Origin of the sequence: uncultured Fibrella sp., from assembly GCF_964250085.1 — a bacterium.
GTDB lineage: Bacteria > Bacteroidota > Bacteroidia > Cytophagales > Spirosomataceae > Fibrella.
Genome location: NZ_CAXUEC010000001.1, coordinates 861,982 through 878,496, shown reverse-complemented (window position 1 = coordinate 878,496; position 16,515 = coordinate 861,982). Strand labels below are relative to the sequence as shown.

The following is a 16,515-nucleotide window of genomic DNA, read 5'->3' as shown; positions in this document are numbered from 1 at the left end:
ACTGATTACGGTACCAGCGTGCCATTCCGGTTAAAGCGCGGTCTCGTCTGAGGCATATCGATCGGAATAAAATGCACCATATCGAGGTTATTATTATTCTGCGTGCCCGAAATACAGGTGAGGCGGAAGGTGTGGCGGTCGGTAGTTTTGATGTCGATGATACCCAGCAGACGGCCCGCCAGGTTACGGTCGGTGCCGGGGTCGCTGTAGAGTTTCCAGCCCAGGGCTTCCAGTTCCCCTTCCGAACCGGCTGGCGCTGTGTCGGTAAAGGCCATTGGCCGTGGTAATGTCTCGCCATCAACGCTTCCCTGGCAGATGTTGATCGAGCCACCGCTTTGCTTCTGGAAACGGTAGCAGACCCACACTTTATAGCGGCCTTTTACCAGCATCGGCGTTTTCAGATCCACCCAGATACTCCGGTTTGGCGCACCCAGCGGAATCATGAGGTAGTCATTTTTGAAACAGGCAAAATTAGATGCCGTGTTGTAGGAGTAGGACAGGTTGAAGTTCGACCGCTCCCAGTTGATGTCTTTGACCGAGCCGTAAATGAAGTCGTAACTTTTCTTACCAAAATAAGCGGGCAGTTTACGAATCTCCGGGAAGTCGGCAACGTCCCAGTATACGGGCGTTGGCTTGCGCACTTTCGACACGAAATGCCCCGTTGAACTGTGAATCACGCCGTTGGTCGCCGCGATATCACTGATGGGCCGCTCCAGCTCCACACCCTGCTCATGCACGCCGTTGAAATCGTCATCGTTGATGAGTACCGTCTGCCCATCCAGTTTCGAGGTTACTACTTCCAGCGGCACCTTGGTCGTGTGCGACTGAGCCGTAATAATATCGGCCAGGTATTTCGCGCCCGGCAGCATGTGGTAGGCCACGTACAGGTTCAGGCTGTCGGTTTTGAGGCGCGGATTTCCCGTTTTTGAATACCGTTTTTTCAAGGCATCGAAACTGGTAAAACCGGCTTTACCAAGTGCCGTATTCGACTCAGCCAGTACGGTTGTCCATCGGCGATCGGGATCGGTCAATACAACATTCAGCGAGTCGTAATAGCCGGTTTGTTTGATCGCTTCGGTAAAAATCGAATAGGCTGGGTTCTTCTCCAGCGTCGCCGCCAGGGTCATTGTGGCGGGTTTCAGCACGTTATCGATCACGTGCACAATGCCGTTGCTGGTGGTGATATTGGTTTCCAGCACCAGCGCCTGCCGGTTCAGGCTGTAGCTCGATGTACCGTTGGCAAAGGAAACGCCACCCAGCAGGTACTGCCCGTACATGGTTACCAGCGGCAGCTTACCGTCTTTGAACGACTTGGTTGTCAGCGTATCCCGGATGATGTGGATTTTGGCAATGTTCTGCGCCTCTTCTTTCGAGAGCGAAGCCGCCGTTTTGTCTATCGATTTCAGGTACGTCTGCACGCCCGCGTTGGTCGGCACAAACATGGTGTAGGCACCGTAGGCATCCAGGAAGCCTTCGTAGCCCGCTTTATCCAGAATAGCGGTGAACTCGGAGAAACTATCGGGACGGGTTTTCAGGTAGCTGAACATGTTCACGTCGCTCGTCGTGGTCTGCACGAAATCCTGCTCGCGGCAACCGATCAGGTACACCAGCGGCAGCAGGATAACGAAGGTGAGCAGTAGGGAATTAGTAAACTTTTTCATGGCTCTCTTGAATCAGAAGCGTTGTGTACTATCAACAACCAGCAGGCTTACTTATAGAATGGGTTCTGTACCAGCAGCTTGTTCGTTTGTAGCTCGTATTGGTAGATGGGCAGGTAATGGCTGTTGTAGTCCTTGTACTTGGCAATAGCCGACTGCTGCCGATCGGGCGGAACGCTTCGGGCCACCATGTCGAGCAGGATATCCAGGCGCTTGTAGTTACCGCGTTTGGCATGGCGCAGCACGTCGTACCAGCGTTTGCCTTCAAAAGCCAGTTCACGGGCGCGTTCTTCCAGAATATAATCCATCACCGCTTCGGTATCGGCGGGGTCAGGCGTTTTCAAGGTACCGTCCAGCGCCTGTGCCCGGTCGCGAATGGTTTTAATGATGGTCAGTGCTTCGGGTCCGCGCTTCAGCATGGTTAGGGCCTCGGCCTTCATCAACAGCACATCGGCGTAGCGATACACGATCCAGTGCGCATACGATTCGCTGATCACGCGCAGGGTAGTTCCGTTCAGACTGACATATTTCCAGATGGTTCCGTCGGTAGCCCGCACCGCCGATTCGTCGCCACGCAGGTCTTTTTTGGTATCGTCGAAGAAGTCCTGAGTGTAGATCTCGTCGATCACGTAGGAGCTGGCAATAAACCGGCGGGGGGCCACAAACATGCCGTAGAACCCGTTGATGCGCTGCCGATCATACTGTAGTTCGAAAATGCCTTCGTTCGAATTTCCCTGCACAAACACCTGATTATGAAAGGCATTGCCCTGAATGAGGCCAAATTTGGCGCTGCTCGTAATCTTGTTGCAGGCCACCAGCGCGTCGTCGTACTTCTCCATCCAGAGGGCCACATCGGCCTGTAAGGCATTCACCGCATACCGGGTGATACGCCCTTTATTCGACGCCACATCACCGTAGGTGAGCGGGGCGGCTGGTTCGGCTTCTTTCAGGTCTTTGACAATCTGCGCCAGTACTTCGGCCTGCGTGTTCTTCGGAATGGGCGTTATCTGATTATCAGAAATGGTAGCGTTGAGTTTCAGCGGTACATCACCAAAGGTGCGGGCCAGATAAAAATACAGCAGTGCCCGGATGGTCTTCGCCTCGGCCAGGCTGATGTTCAACGCGTCCTGGGTAAAGGTTTTATCGCTTTCCGTAACCGTCGGCGCAAATTCAATAACGGTGTTGCAATAGTTGATAACCTGATAAATGCTGCGCCAGTTGGCAATGCTATTGCTCGGCAGCAGGTTCACGTTGATCATGTCGGTTTCTTCCGGGCGAGTCACAAACGTCGACGAAATCATGTCGGCCCGTAGTTCACCCCAGAGAAACATCGTTTCGGGCAAGCCGTTGAGCATACCGGCATAGCAACCCATGACGGCAGCCTGCACCTGCTCTTTAGTGCGCCAGAACTCATCCTTCGTAATGCCGTCCTGTGGTTGCAGGTCCAGGTACGTATTACACGAAGTTGGTAACAGCAGCAGCAGCAGGGCCGATAAACTATAGAGTACTTTCTTTATCATGACTGAAATCGTTTGTCATTTATTAGTTGACCCCACCCTTACCCCTCCCTGATGGTTGTCTGGCATTCCAGGAGGGTGGGGGCAACTCTTAAAACGAAGCGGTAAGCCCCAGGGTAACCGTTTTGGCGGGTGGTGTCATCGAGTAGTCGATCGCGATACGGAACGGGTCGTTACCACGCAGACTCACTTCCGGGTTTTGTCCTTTGTAGTTACTCCAGGTGTAGAGGTTCTCGACGGTGAGGTAACCGCTCAGGGCTTTCAACCGGAGTTTATCAAGCACCTGTTTGGCGAATGTGTAGCGCAGCGTTACCGTTCTGAAGCGCAGGAATGAGGCATCTTCAACGTACCTACTCGACCCAAGCCAGTTATAGCCCGCCCCATACAAGGCTCTGGGTACGTTGGTAACGTCGCCCGGTTGCCGCCACCTCGACAATACCTCAGTGCTCTGATTGTCATACGAATACATGGCCGTAGTTGACATGCGGGTGCCGTTTACGATATCGTAGTCTGAGCGGAAGTTGAAGAACGCCGTAAGCTTTAGCCGGTCGCGCCAACCGATGCTGCCGCCAAAGCCACCCGTAAAGGCCGGGTTGCTGTTGCCGAGGTACACAATGTCCTGGTAGTTGATATTCCCGTCATGGTTGATGTCTTCGTAAATGGCATCGCCCGGCTGGAAAATATAATCGGTGGCGGGGTAGTTGAACCGCATTTTCACACCCTGCCCATCCGGGGTAATGATGGGTTCGCCGTTGCGGCCACGGGCTACCGTGGCGGCTTCATCCTTATAAACACCCTTGTAGCGGAAGCCGTAGAACGATCCGAAGGGGTTATTTTCCTGAATGTATGATTTGTACTGACCGTTGGCCGTGATGTTACCCGACTCACGTGGATACAGGTCCGAAATTTCGCGGATGATGTTGATGTTCCGCGCAATGTTCATGTTCAGATCAATGGTGATGTTCTTCGTTTTGTAGGGTGTAATACCCAGGTTCAACTCCCAGCCCTGGTTATCCAACGTACCTACGTTCATGTCGACGTTGTTGAAACCAGTGTACGACGGAATTTGTAAGCCCCTGAAAAACAAATTGTTTGTCCGATTTTTATACAGTTCGGCATCCAGCGTTATGCGCCGTTTGAACATGATCAGGTTAAGGCCGAAGTTCTGACCGATGAGCGTTTCCCAGCGCAGGTTCTGCAATTCCATCGTGGCGGGCACAATGGCGGGCGATCCCAGATACGACCAGGGCAGCGTGGTGTAGGTGCCAAAGAAGGTGTAGTCGTAGCGGGGCGCATTACCCGTTTGTCCGTAACTGGCCCGCAGACCCAGAAAATCGAGGTATTTGTTGAACCGCTGCATGAACGGCTCATCCGAAATGTTCCACTTACCCGAAATCGACGGGAACACACCGTAACGGTACGCCGGACCGAACCGTGAGTTTCCGTCACCGCGCACACCCACGTCGACATTGTATTTGCCTTTGTATCCGTAATGAACGTTCCAGAGAAGACCCACCGTACGCGTCTCAAACACCGACGACGCGATAGTCGACGCCGTCTGCCGGCCCGAATTGGTCACATCCTGCAAGAGATCAGAGGGGGTATTAGGAATCGACGCCTGTTGGGTAACGCTCTTGTTATCAGATGTATTCAGCACCCACAGGCTCGAAAACTGGTGATCAGTATTGGTAAACTGTGGCGTGTACAGCAGCGACGATTTGGTGATGACGCCAAATACATCGGCGTCGCCATCATAGGCCTGGTTCACCGATGTACTGGTATACCGCTGGCCGGTTGCTATCTGAGGCAGGAACGACTGGCTTTTCGTGTTATTGATATCGAATTGAACGTCGACGGCCAGCATCCAGACGTTCGGCTTCAGGTCGTACTGTAACTGGAAGTGAGGAATGATCCGGTCGGTGGTGATCGTATTCTTGGCGCTGTTGGCCATCGCTACCGGGTTATACGTGGCCGGATACTGCCCCTGAATGTTGTTGAGCGGCGAGAAGTAGTTTGGCGTCAGCACGCCGAACTCGTTGTACTCGTTTACGCTCATGTTGGGCATTTTTGTATACGCGATACTCCGCAATAGATCCTGCGTGGCGTTTGAGTTCACGTAGTTCCGATCATTGCTCGAGTGCGTAAAGGCTAGGTCAGTTCGGAAACGAATCCGGTTCGATACGTTATAATCGAGGTTGATCCGGGTGTTGATCCGGTCGAGGCCGGTGCCGATGGTCGTACCACGTTGCGAGAAATAGCCCAGCGACGCATAATAACGCGCTTTTTCGCCGCCGCCGCTGATCGCCAGGTTGTGGTCGTACGAGTTACCGATCTGCGTAATTCGGTCGATCCAGTTCGTGTTGTTGCTGTAGTTATTGAACCAGTATGGATCATTCGGGTCGTACTGAAACTCTTTCACCTGCTGCGTGTTCAGGGGCAAGCCACTCCGGTTCATGTATTCTTCCGGAATGAGCGACGAATACTGGTCGCCCGAGAGCATCGGAATGGCGTTGGGCTGCTGCGAAACCGACCCTTTAAAGGTGTATGTAATGACCGGTTTGCCAACGGCTCCACGCTTCGTATTGATCACAACCACACCGCTGGCTGCCCGCGAACCCCACAGGGCCGTTGCGGCTGCATCTTTCAGAATGCTGATCGTTTTGATGTCTGATGGCGGGATGTTCAGCAGTTGCGCGTAACCCAGTTCATCGGCGGCCCCGAAGTTAAAATCAGACGGAATCTGCGTTTCGTAGGGCATGCCATCCACCACAATCAGCGGATCGACCGACGAGTTGATCGACGACGTACCCCGAATCCGAATTTGCATGCCCGCGCCGGGGTCACCTGAGTTGGCAGCAATATCGACCCCCGACAGTCGGCCCTGCATCATCTGGTCGATCGAGGTGCCCTGCATTTCTTCGAGTGCTTTGGCATCGATCTTGGCTACGGCCAGTGTTGAGTTGCGTTCCGAGACAGAGAGCAGTCCGTTATCCGTTTGGGCAGCCCGAACCACGACTTCGTTCATCTCGTTGGCCGACGATTCCATGAACGTGCTGATCGTTTTTCGGCCGCGAGCGGGTATGCGAACGTTCTTGTAACCGATGCTGGAAAAAGCCAGAATGTTGTTCTCGTTCGACATCCTGATGACGTAGTTGCCATCAATGTCGGTGGTAACACCCTTGATAATCCGGTTGTCTTTGTCGAGTTCGGCCACCGTCACGCCAACAAGGCCTGTGCTATCTTTTGCGTCTTTGACCTTACCGCGCACTGAATAAACAGTAGCCGGCGTTTGCGCCTGGGCGTATAAGCCACAGAGTAGCAAACCTGTCAGAAAGAGTAGTCGTAGAAATACGTTCATCCGTTTAAAGAAATAGACTGTGCAAGAGTATGGAAGCCGGTTGCCCGGAAGTAGCTGCTTACTGCGCCCTTAAGTAGTTGTCGATCAGATGAATCACCGTCCGGTTCGAGAGAACGTTGCTCTGAGGCACCCTAACGTTGGCTTTCCGCCCCACGTTGTCGATCAATTGCATGGCACCCGGCGTGTTGAGTACCGTTACGAATACCGCATCGCCCACGTTGTTTTTCAGCAGCGTTTCGGCATTGCCCGACTCTTTGCCGTTGGGAACGATGGTCTTTTTGTTGAAGATGTGGTAATAGATAAAGTTGGTCACCTTATCGACGTCGGCGGGCAGCGTGGGGACAAACAGGGGCGTCTTTTTGGCACCGGTGCCGGTTCCGGGCAGCAATCCGGCATCGACCGCCGCCTGAATGGCCGCGTTGTCGGGTGCCAGCACGGTGTAGAACGTACCTGCGCTGGTGCCCACAATCTCGCCGGTGGTAGCGTTGTAGGCAGGCGAGTTTTTCAGGTACTGCCAGAAGAAGTTATACGGCGAGGTGGTGGCTGTTCCCAGGGCCTCGATGTCCTGACCGATGTTCCGCTCCGTGAAGTTCAGAATGCCATCGGTGTAGTAAACCTTCCCGTTTACCGACGACTTGGAACCAATGATTTTCAAGGGTTTGGCTACCGTACCCGACGAGTAAACCTGGTTGTTCTCGTATTTAATGAACTCTCCGTTGAATGAGTCGATGATGCCCGATCCCGACAGGTTGTTCAGTTCATCGGCCTGCGTAGCCACAACGCTGGTGGCCACGATGCGCAGCAACCGGTTTCTATTGGCCTCGCCCACCGTACGCACCGTTGTACCCGGCGCGGTGTAATACCACTCATTTTTAGAGCCGTCGTAATCATACCCGGCTGCCCGCAGGGCGTCATCGCTCAGCATGAACACCGTGTATTTCAGCTTGGGATTGAGTAATACCGGCCGTAGATCTGCATTCAGCAGGCGGGTCATGATCGAGTATTTCGGATCGAGATAGGCCCGGGCGTATACCGTCGAAAACACGTTGGCAGCCTGCACTTTATTGGTTCCGTAGAACAAGCCGTTGCTCAGCACTTTCTTGTCAATCACGTTGGCCGCCGGGTCAAACCGGGCTTCTTCGGAAAACGAGTTGTACGTGTCTTTAAACTTGCTGGGCCATACCGCCGACGACCACATGTGCGCATTCAGCAAATCGGCAATAATCTGGGGAGGCAACACATCAAGCGACGTGTAGTTTTCCAGAATGACGTTCTTGATGTAAGGTTGAAGTACGTCGTTAGTAGGCACAAACATACTCCAGCACTCCTGCTGTGCGTCGTTGTCGCTGAGCTTGAAGTAGTTCTCGTTGTTGGGCGCAAACGTGAGCAGGTTCGAGTACGTCTTCACGAATACCTGATCGCTCTTTCCGGTCAAAATCTGGTAGCGCGTCGTAGCATCGGTATTGGGCACGAAGCTTACCATGTACTTCTCATACAGTTTCCGAAACTCACTGTATTCCGGCTTTGTCCGCAGGTACTGATCGAGTGATGGCTGGGCGGTAAACACGTTATCTACTTCGTGGATCATCCCGTTTTCAGAGAAGATATCTTTCTCCAACACCTTCGAGTTCAGCACGTTGAAGCCCGAATACGTTACATCGGGAAAAAAGTAGTTGTAATCGTAGGCCGATAAACCGCGCTGCCCGAAGTAGTCGTCGGTGAAGTACGTAATGTGCTTGTTGTTGTTATCGGCGCTGACGTAGAAATTGCCATTCCGGTTAGCGGCCACGGCTTTTACCGATGAGCCTGTCACTGTTTCGTCCGTGTAGAAACCGGTGTACTGTGCCGTTCTCCGGCGGAACGCTTTAGTCGGCACCCAACCCGTTGGCCCCTGATAATCGTCGAGCCGATCTTTGGCGAATGCGTTGTAGACCAGCATATACTGCACAATCTCCCGCGCTTTGGCCGAATCAATCTGGGCAAGGCTGAGGCTGTTCTTCTGGTAATACGCCTTGAATGCATCGTCGTTGGGCGCAAAGAGCGTCCAGTAGCCAGCACTGCTCAGCGTTTTCTGATACCCGCTTTTATCGATCAGTGCCAGCAGATTGGTGAACCGGCCTTTGCTTTGCAGTTGCTGATAGATGGGCGGAGCCAGCGTTTCGGGTCGGGCATACACGTCATCGAATTGCTTCTTCGAACAACTGCTTACAGCGGCTACTCCCAGGATCACTATAAAGAAGAAAAGTAGAGGTCTGTACGTCATATTCTGCTGTCAAACTTTTGGGAAACCTTGCTACCAGCCGATCCGCTGACGCCCACTTGTACCTGCCTGTTGGTCTTCCGCAGACCGGCACGGCGTACCAGTGGACTTGCAATAATTACTGGATTTAATCCCAAATTAAGTCGACAGATAGAATCTAACCCACCTGCTCTCTCCTGCTATTACTACTTTTTACAGGAAAAATAGTATTTGAATAATTGTATTATAGAGCATTGCGACTGTATTTTGACTAGTTATCTGCTTTTTACTACAATCAACGGATAAATAAATTGTATTGATCGCAATTACACATCCGCTAACCAGCCTTAGTCGCGCACGGCACCAGCCGTGTAGGCAGGCTGAATAAGTTGGTTAACTTACGGCACTGGTATACACATTTAGCTGCCCACACGGCACCAGCCGTGTGCGACTTTGCTAAAACTGGAAGTAGATGAACTGGTTGGACGTGAAGACGCCAAACAGGTAGGTCAGGGCGCAGATGAGGCCAAGCAGCACAAAGAAGCGGGGCGTGCTGCGCGTTGGAATAGTCAGGTACGTTGATTCTTTGACCAGCAGCAGGCCAATCAGAGCCAGACTAAACCACATTTCGGTGGCGTTCATCGGCGTCTGAATCGGGTCAAACAACGACAACGTACCTATCTTTTTCAGGATCAGGAACGCCGACCCTACACTGGTAGCCCGGAAGAAGACCCAGGTCAGCATCACCAATACAAACGTGATCAGCACATTGCCGACGCGCCATATCCGGCCCGCAGTAAAACCCGCCCGTTGTACGGATACATTGCCTGAGGGCTCATATTTTCCTTTTCCCAGGTGCTTGTCGCGCAACCCGGCTGCTACCTGATACACGCCGTGCAAACCACCCCAGATCACATAAGTCCAGTTGGCCCCGTGCCATAGGCCGGAAGCCAGGAAAACGATCATCTGGTTCAAGTTTCGCCGGAACTCGCCTTTGCGGTTGCCGCCCAGCGGAATGTAGAGATAATCGCGAAACCAGGTGGAGAGAGAGAGGTGCCATCGCCGCCAGAACTCGGTAATGGACCAGGCCATGTAAGGTGCCTTGAAGTTCTCCATCAGGTCGAAGCCCATCACCCGCGCCGCCCCAATAGCAATGTCGGAGTAGCCCGAGAAGTCGCAGTAGATCTGGAAAGTAAAGAAAAACGTGGCCACCAGCAGGCTCAGCCCATTATGCGACTCAGGATCGGTGAAGGCTGGCCCGGCCATCATCACCAGCCGATCAGCAATGACCACTTTCTTGAAAAAGCCAAACGCCATGCGCATTAGCCCCGCCTTGATGTTTTCGAAGTTATAGGCAAAATGCTCGTGGAACTGGTGCAACACATTCTGCGGCCGTTCAATAGGCCCCGCCACAAGTTGTGGGTAGAACATGACATAGAGCGCGTAGATACCGAAATGACGCTCTGCTTTTTGGTTGCCGCGGTACACCTCGATGGTGTAGCTCATGGCCTGAAACGTATGGAACGACAGACCAACCGGCAGAATGCTCATGTTGTCTTTAAACGACGAAATGCCGCTTTGCCCGAATATCTCGATCACCTTCACAAATACCCGGTTGGCCAGGTACGTTACTTTTTCCGCTGCCCCCGGCATATGCAGGTGATCGAACAGCCAGGCAATGTTTTCGGTGAAAAAGCCCAGGTACTTGAAGAATGCCAGAATGCCGACATTTGAGATCAACGAAATGATAAGCAGCCATTTACGACGCCCGCCAATCGGCGTTTTCTCCAGCCAGATGCCCGCGATGTAATCGATCACGATGGTTAGGAACAGGATAAAAATGTAGGTTGGCTGAAAAACTGCGTAGAAATAGCAGGACGCAATCAGCAACAACGACCACCGCCCGTTTCCTTTCGGCAGGCTGTAATACGTCAGCGTAACGGCTATAAAAAACAGAAGAAACTGAAGCGAATTGAAGAGCATGATCTGTGGGCATTAGTATCCAACGCAAAATTAGACCTTTACATGGCTTGTAACTAGCCAATTTAAAAACACGCGACCAGTACACAAAATCTGTAATTAAGTGTCTTATAATCAATATACTATACAGACCCTATTCTACATAATTGCCCTTCTTCGCGCCTGGTGCCAACAACATATTCCGGGTAATAATCGAATTTTAGGGGACAACTTATCGTATCATTACCATGTTTTACTGCTCTTTTATTAATCGATAAGGCTAGACTTTGCACGAAAAAGAAGCGTGACATCGTGCCTTTGTTGACTATTGTCTAAACTAATTTCGTCAAACAAGCTATTAAGTTCCCTCCAGGGGATTTTATATACTAATTCAAATGAGATTCGTCCGGTACGGTTTTCTACTGATTGCCTGTATTCTTTGGCTCGGCGGTTGCTTTGAACCAATCAACCAACGGCTCTACAGATCACACGTGATCGTTGATCCTTTTCGGTATGGCGACTTGTACCGCCTGGCCAACTTACCCCAATTCCGGGAGCCTAAAAACCCCTGTGGCTATTCCATCAAACAGACAGATTCGACAGGTAAGGCACTCAATCTGTACATGATCGGCGATAGCTTTACTGAAGGACAGTTTCTCAACCAATCTGACTTACCGATACACAAACTGACCTGGTATCACTGGTATTATAATTTGAATCAGGCCATGCAGATTGACACAACCGCCCAAAACGTCTTATTACTGGAAACTGTTGAAAGGCATCTGCGTGAACGGGCGGCCGTACCGCTTAACAACCCTATTGTGACCAGTTTGCCGCAAGGAATCACTAAGGACAGCCAGCCGCAGACGAGTTGGCTAACCAGCTTTGCCAGCCAGATCAAGACCGCGCTGTTTATGCAGTATAATATCAGTGAGCGCCTGGAGATTGTCCTCTTCAGCCACGATTTTTTCTTGTGGTTCTGCGAACTTAAAGCCAGTTTAAACCTGCGTTTTTTTAACAGAGTTGCTCCCACGGTTGCCCTCTCAAAGAACAAACAACACCTATTCGTAGGCTCCGACACCGATGCGACGCTCCCGCTCACCTACCCTTTTTCGCCCCTTACCGACGTTGAAGTGGAGAGGCTGGTGACACAGCTTAACGCGATAGCGGCACGTTTCCGAAAAGCGGGGTTCGATAAGGTTATTCTATCGGTAATTCCAAACAAGATCACGCTGCTGGAACCTGACAGAGGCGCGTATAATCACCTCATCGAACGTGTTCAACAGCATCCGCGTCTTCAACTTACTGTTGTCGATCTGTACACTCCCTATAGTCGAATGAAGAAAGCCCCCTACGCTGTGGGTGATGCACACTGGAACTGCCAGGGGAGGCAAATCTGGCTCGATGCTGTTGCAAAAGCGCTCCAGAACAACGAAGAGCATCACTGACCGTGATTAGTCTGGGCTACGCACAAAGTTATTGCTCAGCGTACCGGCGCGGGCGTATCGACGGAATAGATGGCATCTACCCGTTCGATGAAATCCCGGTATTGTTTAGCGGGTAAGAAGTGCTGTTGCGTCCGGTAGCTTAACACAATGAAAATCAATAATAACGAGATAAGAAAAGCCTGAAGAATGACGATAAAAAAAGAGAAAACCAGGTAGCTGGCCCAACTCGGAACAACCAGTTGGGTGAACAATCGCATGTAGGCCACCACCGCAATACCTACAAAGGAAGCCCCAGCCGTTAGCACACAAAACAGGGCAATTCGTACGGCGGTGGTATCCATAAGCACCGATACGGCGCTCAGACCATGTAGTACCAGCGATACAAAATTCATTTTCGACTGCCCCGCCAGCCGACTGCCCCGCTCTATCGGGATGGCCGTGTAGGGCAACCGCGACCGGATAACTCCGCCGGGGTAATTATTCCAGATTTCAGACACGTGGGCCAGTTTCCGAAGCAACTGCGGCGGAATAAGGCTGAAATTGCCAAAGGTAATCACCTTGCCGGTCAGCAACCGGAAGATATTCTTGTAGATGGTGTAGAAGACTCGGAATAGCAGGCCTTCGTGCCGTTTTGAGCGGTGAGCAAACACAATTTTACCAGGCTGCTGCTCCGCCGTTTCCAGTAGCTTACCAATATCAATGGGCAGGTCTTCGCCGTCGCCATCCATCACCACGGTGTGGTATTGTTCGGGTTGATCGGCCAGATAGGCAAGCCCCAGGGCAATGGCTTTCTGATGGCCAACATTCCGGTATAACCGGAGGATAGACAGTGATTGACCAACCAGTTCCGGGCGACGGGGCAGGTCAGTAGCCGAGCAGTCGTCAACGATTAAAAAGGCGAAACGCGCGTATAAGTTGGGGGCAACTGTTTGACGTACAGTCTGAAGCAGCAGCGTCAGTGCTTCCCAGTCGTTGAAGAGCGGAATAACAATATTGATACGCGACGACAGGGCTGGCGGTGAAGAAGTCAAGGTAGTAATGGGCTAAATCGACGTAAAAATAGTCGTTTCTATGACTTGTAGCCCCGTAAATTGGCCTGGTGTATGTTTCAACAGGCCAGAGAGAACATTCTGTGTACTGGCCTGTTATCTTTGCGCGCGCTTCAGCCGCTGGCAGCCACTGCCGGTGCCTACCTGCTTCTATGGAAGATAAGAAACACTTGGATACCGTTACCGCCGCCGGTTTATTAGTGGCATTCGGTATCATTTACGGCGACATAGGTACGTCGCCGCTCTACACACTCCGCGCTATTGTTGGCCCGACTAGTGTTATTAACGCCGACGTTGTCCGGGGAGCCCTCTCCTGTATATTCTGGACGCTCACCCTCCAAACTACCGTTAAGTACGTCATCCTGATCCTGCGGGCCGATAACCGGGGCGAAGGAGGGATTTTCGCCCTGTATGCCCTGGTACGGCGACATGCGCGCTGGCTCACGCTCCCTGCCATCATCGGCGGTTCGGCCCTGCTGGCCGACGGCATCATTACGCCGCCCATCTCCGTCACATCGGCGGTTGAAGGAATCCGGCAGTTGTACCCGGCTATTACCGAAACCGAGATCGTCACCATTGTGGTGGGTATTCTGACGGTACTGTTCCTGATTCAGGCCTTTGGCACCAGCGTTGTTGGTACGGCTTTCGGCCCGGTCATGCTGGTCTGGTTTGGCATGCTGGGCGTTTTGGGTATCATGAGTATTGCGCATGACCCAACCATTTTTGCCTCCCTCAATCCCTACTATGCCTACGAGTTGCTGGTTGAATATCCGGGTGGATTCTGGTTGCTAGGGTCGGTCTTCCTGTGTACTACCGGGGCCGAAGCGCTGTATTCGGATATGGGCCACTGCGGACGAAAAAACATCCGGGTAAGTTGGGTATTCGTTAAATCATGCCTGTTGTTGAACTACTTTGGGCAGGGTGTCTGGCTCATCAACCATGCCGGTGAAAACCTGCACGACCGCATTCCCTTCTACCAGTTAATGCCCGCCGGTTTCCTGACCATCGGCATCATCATTGCCACGGCGGCCACCGTTATTGCCTCGCAGGCCCTCATCAGCGGCTCATTTACGCTGATCAGTGAAGCCATTCGCCTTAACTTCTGGCCCAAAGTACGGCTTCGTTACCCATCGGCTCAGAAAGGACAACTCTACGTACCCAGCATCAACCTGCTGCTCTGGATGGGCTGCGTGGGCATCGTGCTCTACTTCCGCGAATCGAGCAACATGGAAGCAGCCTACGGTCTGGCCATTACACTGACCATGCTGATGACGACCATGTTGATGGCTTACTACCTGTATAGCAAAAAGTATCAGGCATGGGGCGTGGTCCTGTTTCTGACGGTTTATCTGGCCATCGAAGGCTCCTTCCTGGTCGCCAACCTGATCAAGTTCCCGCATGGTGGGTACGTTTCCCTGATGATTGGGGCCACTATTGCGGGCGTAATGTACATCTGGCTACAGGCGTTCCAGATCAAACTGCGACTGACCGAATACGTCCGCATCGACCACTATCTACAATCGCTGAAAGAGCTTAGCCGCGATATCAGCATTCCGAAATATGCCACACACCTGGTGTTTATGAGCAACGCCGCCCGGCAGTCGGAAATCGAGTCGAAAGTGATTTATTCGATCTTTCAGAAACGCCCCAAACGCGCTGATATCTACTGGTTTGTCCACGTCGACACCACCGACGATCCATATACAATGGAATATAAAGTAAATACCATTGCGCCCGACGATGCGTATAAAATTACGTTTAAACTGGGCTTCCGCGTCGAGCAGCGAATCAACCTGTTTCTGCGGAAGGTGATCGAAGACATGGTGCGGCATAAAGAAGTGGACATCACGAGCCGCTACGAGTCGCTAAACCGGCAAAACGTAATCGGCGATTTCCGGTTTGTGGTGCTCGAAAAATTCCTGTCGTACGAAAATGACCTGTCTACGTTCGAGCGCATCATCATGAACGCTTACTTCTCGATCAAAGCCTTCACGACGCCCGAAGATCGCTGGTTCGGCCTCGACAGCAGTTCGGTGAAAGTTGAGAAAGTACCGCTCGTCATCCGCCCAATCGAAAACATTTCACTCAAACGTATACCATCGTAGAGACGCAAGATGTTGCGTCTCAGCCTGGCCAAATTGCTGACGCAAGCTGAGACGCAACATCTTGCGTCTCTACTTATTCGATTCTCATGAAACTTCTAATCACCGGCGGGGCCGGGTTCGTTGGCTCTGCACTGGCCATTGCCCTCAAAAAGAACTACCCGAACTATACCATCTATTGCCTCGACAACCTGAAACGTCGGGGGTCGGAACTGAATATTTCGCGGCTGAAGCAGGCGGGTGTCGAGTTCGTGCACGGCGATATTCGGAGCAAAGAAGATTTCGACGCGCTCCCTGCCGTTGACACGGTGATCGAAGCCTCGGCCGAGCCATCGGTACTGGCTGGCCTCGACGGTACCCCGGATTACCTGATCAATACGAACCTGTTTGGAACGGTCAACTGCCTCAACTACGCCCTGAAGCACAAAGCCGCGTTTATCTTCCTGTCGACCAGCCGGATTTACCCCATCAAGGCACTGGAAACGCTGAACTTCAAGGAAGGCGACACCCGCTTTGAACTCACCGACGATCAACCCATTCCGGGCGTGTCGAGCAAAGGCATTGCCGAGAATTTTCCCCTCGATGGCGCGCGTTCACTCTACGGAACCACCAAACTGGCGTCGGAACTGCTGATTCAGGAATACAACGAGTTCTACGGCCTGAAAACCGTAATTAACCGGTGCGGCGTCATCACTGGCCCGTGGCAGATGGGTAAGATCGATCAGGGCGTGATGGTGCTCTGGATTGCCAAGCACTATTTCGAGCAGCAACTCGCCTACATCGGCTATGGCGGAACGGGCAAACAAACCCGCGACATGCTGCACGTCGACGACCTCTACCGCCTCATCGACTTCCAACTCCATAACCTCGACGTAGTAAACGGCGAAATTCTGAACGCCGGTGGTGGTAACGAAAGCAGTGCCTCGTTGCAGGAGTTGACCAAAATTTGTCAGGAAGTAACGGGCAAAACCATCCCGATCCGTGAAGTAGCCGAAAACCGCGCCGCCGACATTCGCCTATACATCACCGACAACACCAAGGTAACGGCCCTCACCGGCTGGAAACCCGAAAAAGGCATGCGTGAAATCGTCTCCGACATCCACGCCTGGCTAGACGCCAACCGCGAAGCCTTAGAGCCGATTCTAAAATAACGTTGTACCAGTGTAGAGCCCGCATCGGCGGACC

The 16,515-nt window shown here is 52.3% G+C and carries 9 protein-coding genes; 3 read left to right on the top strand and 6 right to left on the bottom strand.

Annotation, left to right across the window (positions count from 1 at the left end; translation table 11 throughout):
* Nucleotides 1–5: 5 nt before the first annotated feature.
* The 5 genes from ACFE8Q_RS03530 to ACFE8Q_RS03510 form a co-directional block, all read right to left on the bottom strand.
* Complete coding sequence (locus tag ACFE8Q_RS03530; protein WP_375443972.1) at nt 6–1,661, bottom strand: fasciclin domain-containing protein; 1,656 nt, start codon at nt 1,659–1,661, stop codon at nt 6–8.
* Between the two features lie 47 nt (nt 1,662–1,708).
* Nucleotides 1,709–3,178 carry a RagB/SusD family nutrient uptake outer membrane protein gene (locus ACFE8Q_RS03525; RefSeq protein WP_375443971.1) on the bottom strand — a complete coding sequence of 490 codons (1,470 nt, stop codon included), beginning with the start codon at nt 3,176–3,178 and terminating at the stop codon, nt 1,709–1,711.
* An 88-nt stretch (nt 3,179–3,266) separates the two neighbouring features.
* Nucleotides 3,267–6,533 carry a SusC/RagA family TonB-linked outer membrane protein gene (locus tag ACFE8Q_RS03520; RefSeq protein ID WP_375443970.1) on the bottom strand — a complete coding sequence of 1,089 codons (3,267 nt, stop codon included), beginning with the start codon at nt 6,531–6,533 and terminating at the stop codon, nt 3,267–3,269.
* A gap of 58 nt (nt 6,534–6,591) precedes the next feature.
* Nucleotides 6,592–8,796, bottom strand: coding sequence for a fasciclin domain-containing protein (locus tag ACFE8Q_RS03515; protein WP_375443969.1), 2,205 nt, complete (start codon nt 8,794–8,796; stop codon nt 6,592–6,594).
* A gap of 432 nt (nt 8,797–9,228) precedes the next feature.
* Entirely contained in the window at nt 9,229–10,755 is a 1,527-nt protein-coding gene (locus tag ACFE8Q_RS03510; protein ID WP_375443968.1) for an MBOAT family O-acyltransferase, read from the bottom strand.
* Nucleotides 10,756–11,126: 371 nt separating this feature from the next.
* Here ACFE8Q_RS03510 and ACFE8Q_RS03505 point away from each other — a divergent pair, with 371 nt between their 5' ends.
* Complete coding sequence (locus ACFE8Q_RS03505) at nt 11,127–12,179, top strand: hypothetical protein (RefSeq protein ID WP_375443967.1); 1,053 nt, start codon at nt 11,127–11,129, stop codon at nt 12,177–12,179.
* 35 nt (nt 12,180–12,214) lie between these two features.
* On the opposite strand, the gene ACFE8Q_RS03500 is transcribed toward ACFE8Q_RS03505, so the two are convergent.
* On the bottom strand, nt 12,215–13,210 hold the full coding sequence (locus ACFE8Q_RS03500) for a glycosyltransferase (protein WP_375443966.1): 996 nt from the start codon (nt 13,208–13,210) through the stop codon (nt 12,215–12,217).
* A gap of 170 nt (nt 13,211–13,380) precedes the next feature.
* Here ACFE8Q_RS03500 and ACFE8Q_RS03495 point away from each other — a divergent pair, with 170 nt between their 5' ends.
* Both ACFE8Q_RS03495 and ACFE8Q_RS03490 read left to right on the top strand, forming a co-directional pair.
* Complete coding sequence (locus tag ACFE8Q_RS03495; protein ID WP_375443965.1) at nt 13,381–15,333, top strand: KUP/HAK/KT family potassium transporter; 1,953 nt, start codon at nt 13,381–13,383, stop codon at nt 15,331–15,333.
* An 86-nt stretch (nt 15,334–15,419) separates the two neighbouring features.
* A complete protein-coding gene (locus ACFE8Q_RS03490) occupies nt 15,420–16,481 on the top strand; it encodes an NAD-dependent epimerase/dehydratase family protein (protein ID WP_375443964.1) in 1,062 nt (353 codons plus the stop codon).
* Nucleotides 16,482–16,515: the final 34 nt, after the last annotated feature.

Coding starts and splice junctions, on each gene's coding strand:
- ACFE8Q_RS03530 (WP_375443972.1), bottom strand. CDS start 1,661: ATGAAAAAGTTTACTAATTCCCTACTGCTCACCTTCGTTATCCTGCTG.
- ACFE8Q_RS03490 (WP_375443964.1), top strand. CDS start 15,420: ATGAAACTTCTAATCACCGGCGGGGCCGGGTTCGTTGGCTCTGCACTG.
- ACFE8Q_RS03495 (WP_375443965.1), top strand. CDS start 13,381: ATGGAAGATAAGAAACACTTGGATACCGTTACCGCCGCCGGTTTATTA.
- ACFE8Q_RS03525 (WP_375443971.1), bottom strand. CDS start 3,178: ATGATAAAGAAAGTACTCTATAGTTTATCGGCCCTGCTGCTGCTGCTG.
- ACFE8Q_RS03510 (WP_375443968.1), bottom strand. CDS start 10,755: ATGCTCTTCAATTCGCTTCAGTTTCTTCTGTTTTTTATAGCCGTTACG.
- ACFE8Q_RS03520 (WP_375443970.1), bottom strand. CDS start 6,533: ATGAACGTATTTCTACGACTACTCTTTCTGACAGGTTTGCTACTCTGT.
- ACFE8Q_RS03505 (WP_375443967.1), top strand. CDS start 11,127: ATGAGATTCGTCCGGTACGGTTTTCTACTGATTGCCTGTATTCTTTGG.
- ACFE8Q_RS03515 (WP_375443969.1), bottom strand. CDS start 8,796: ATGACGTACAGACCTCTACTTTTCTTCTTTATAGTGATCCTGGGAGTA.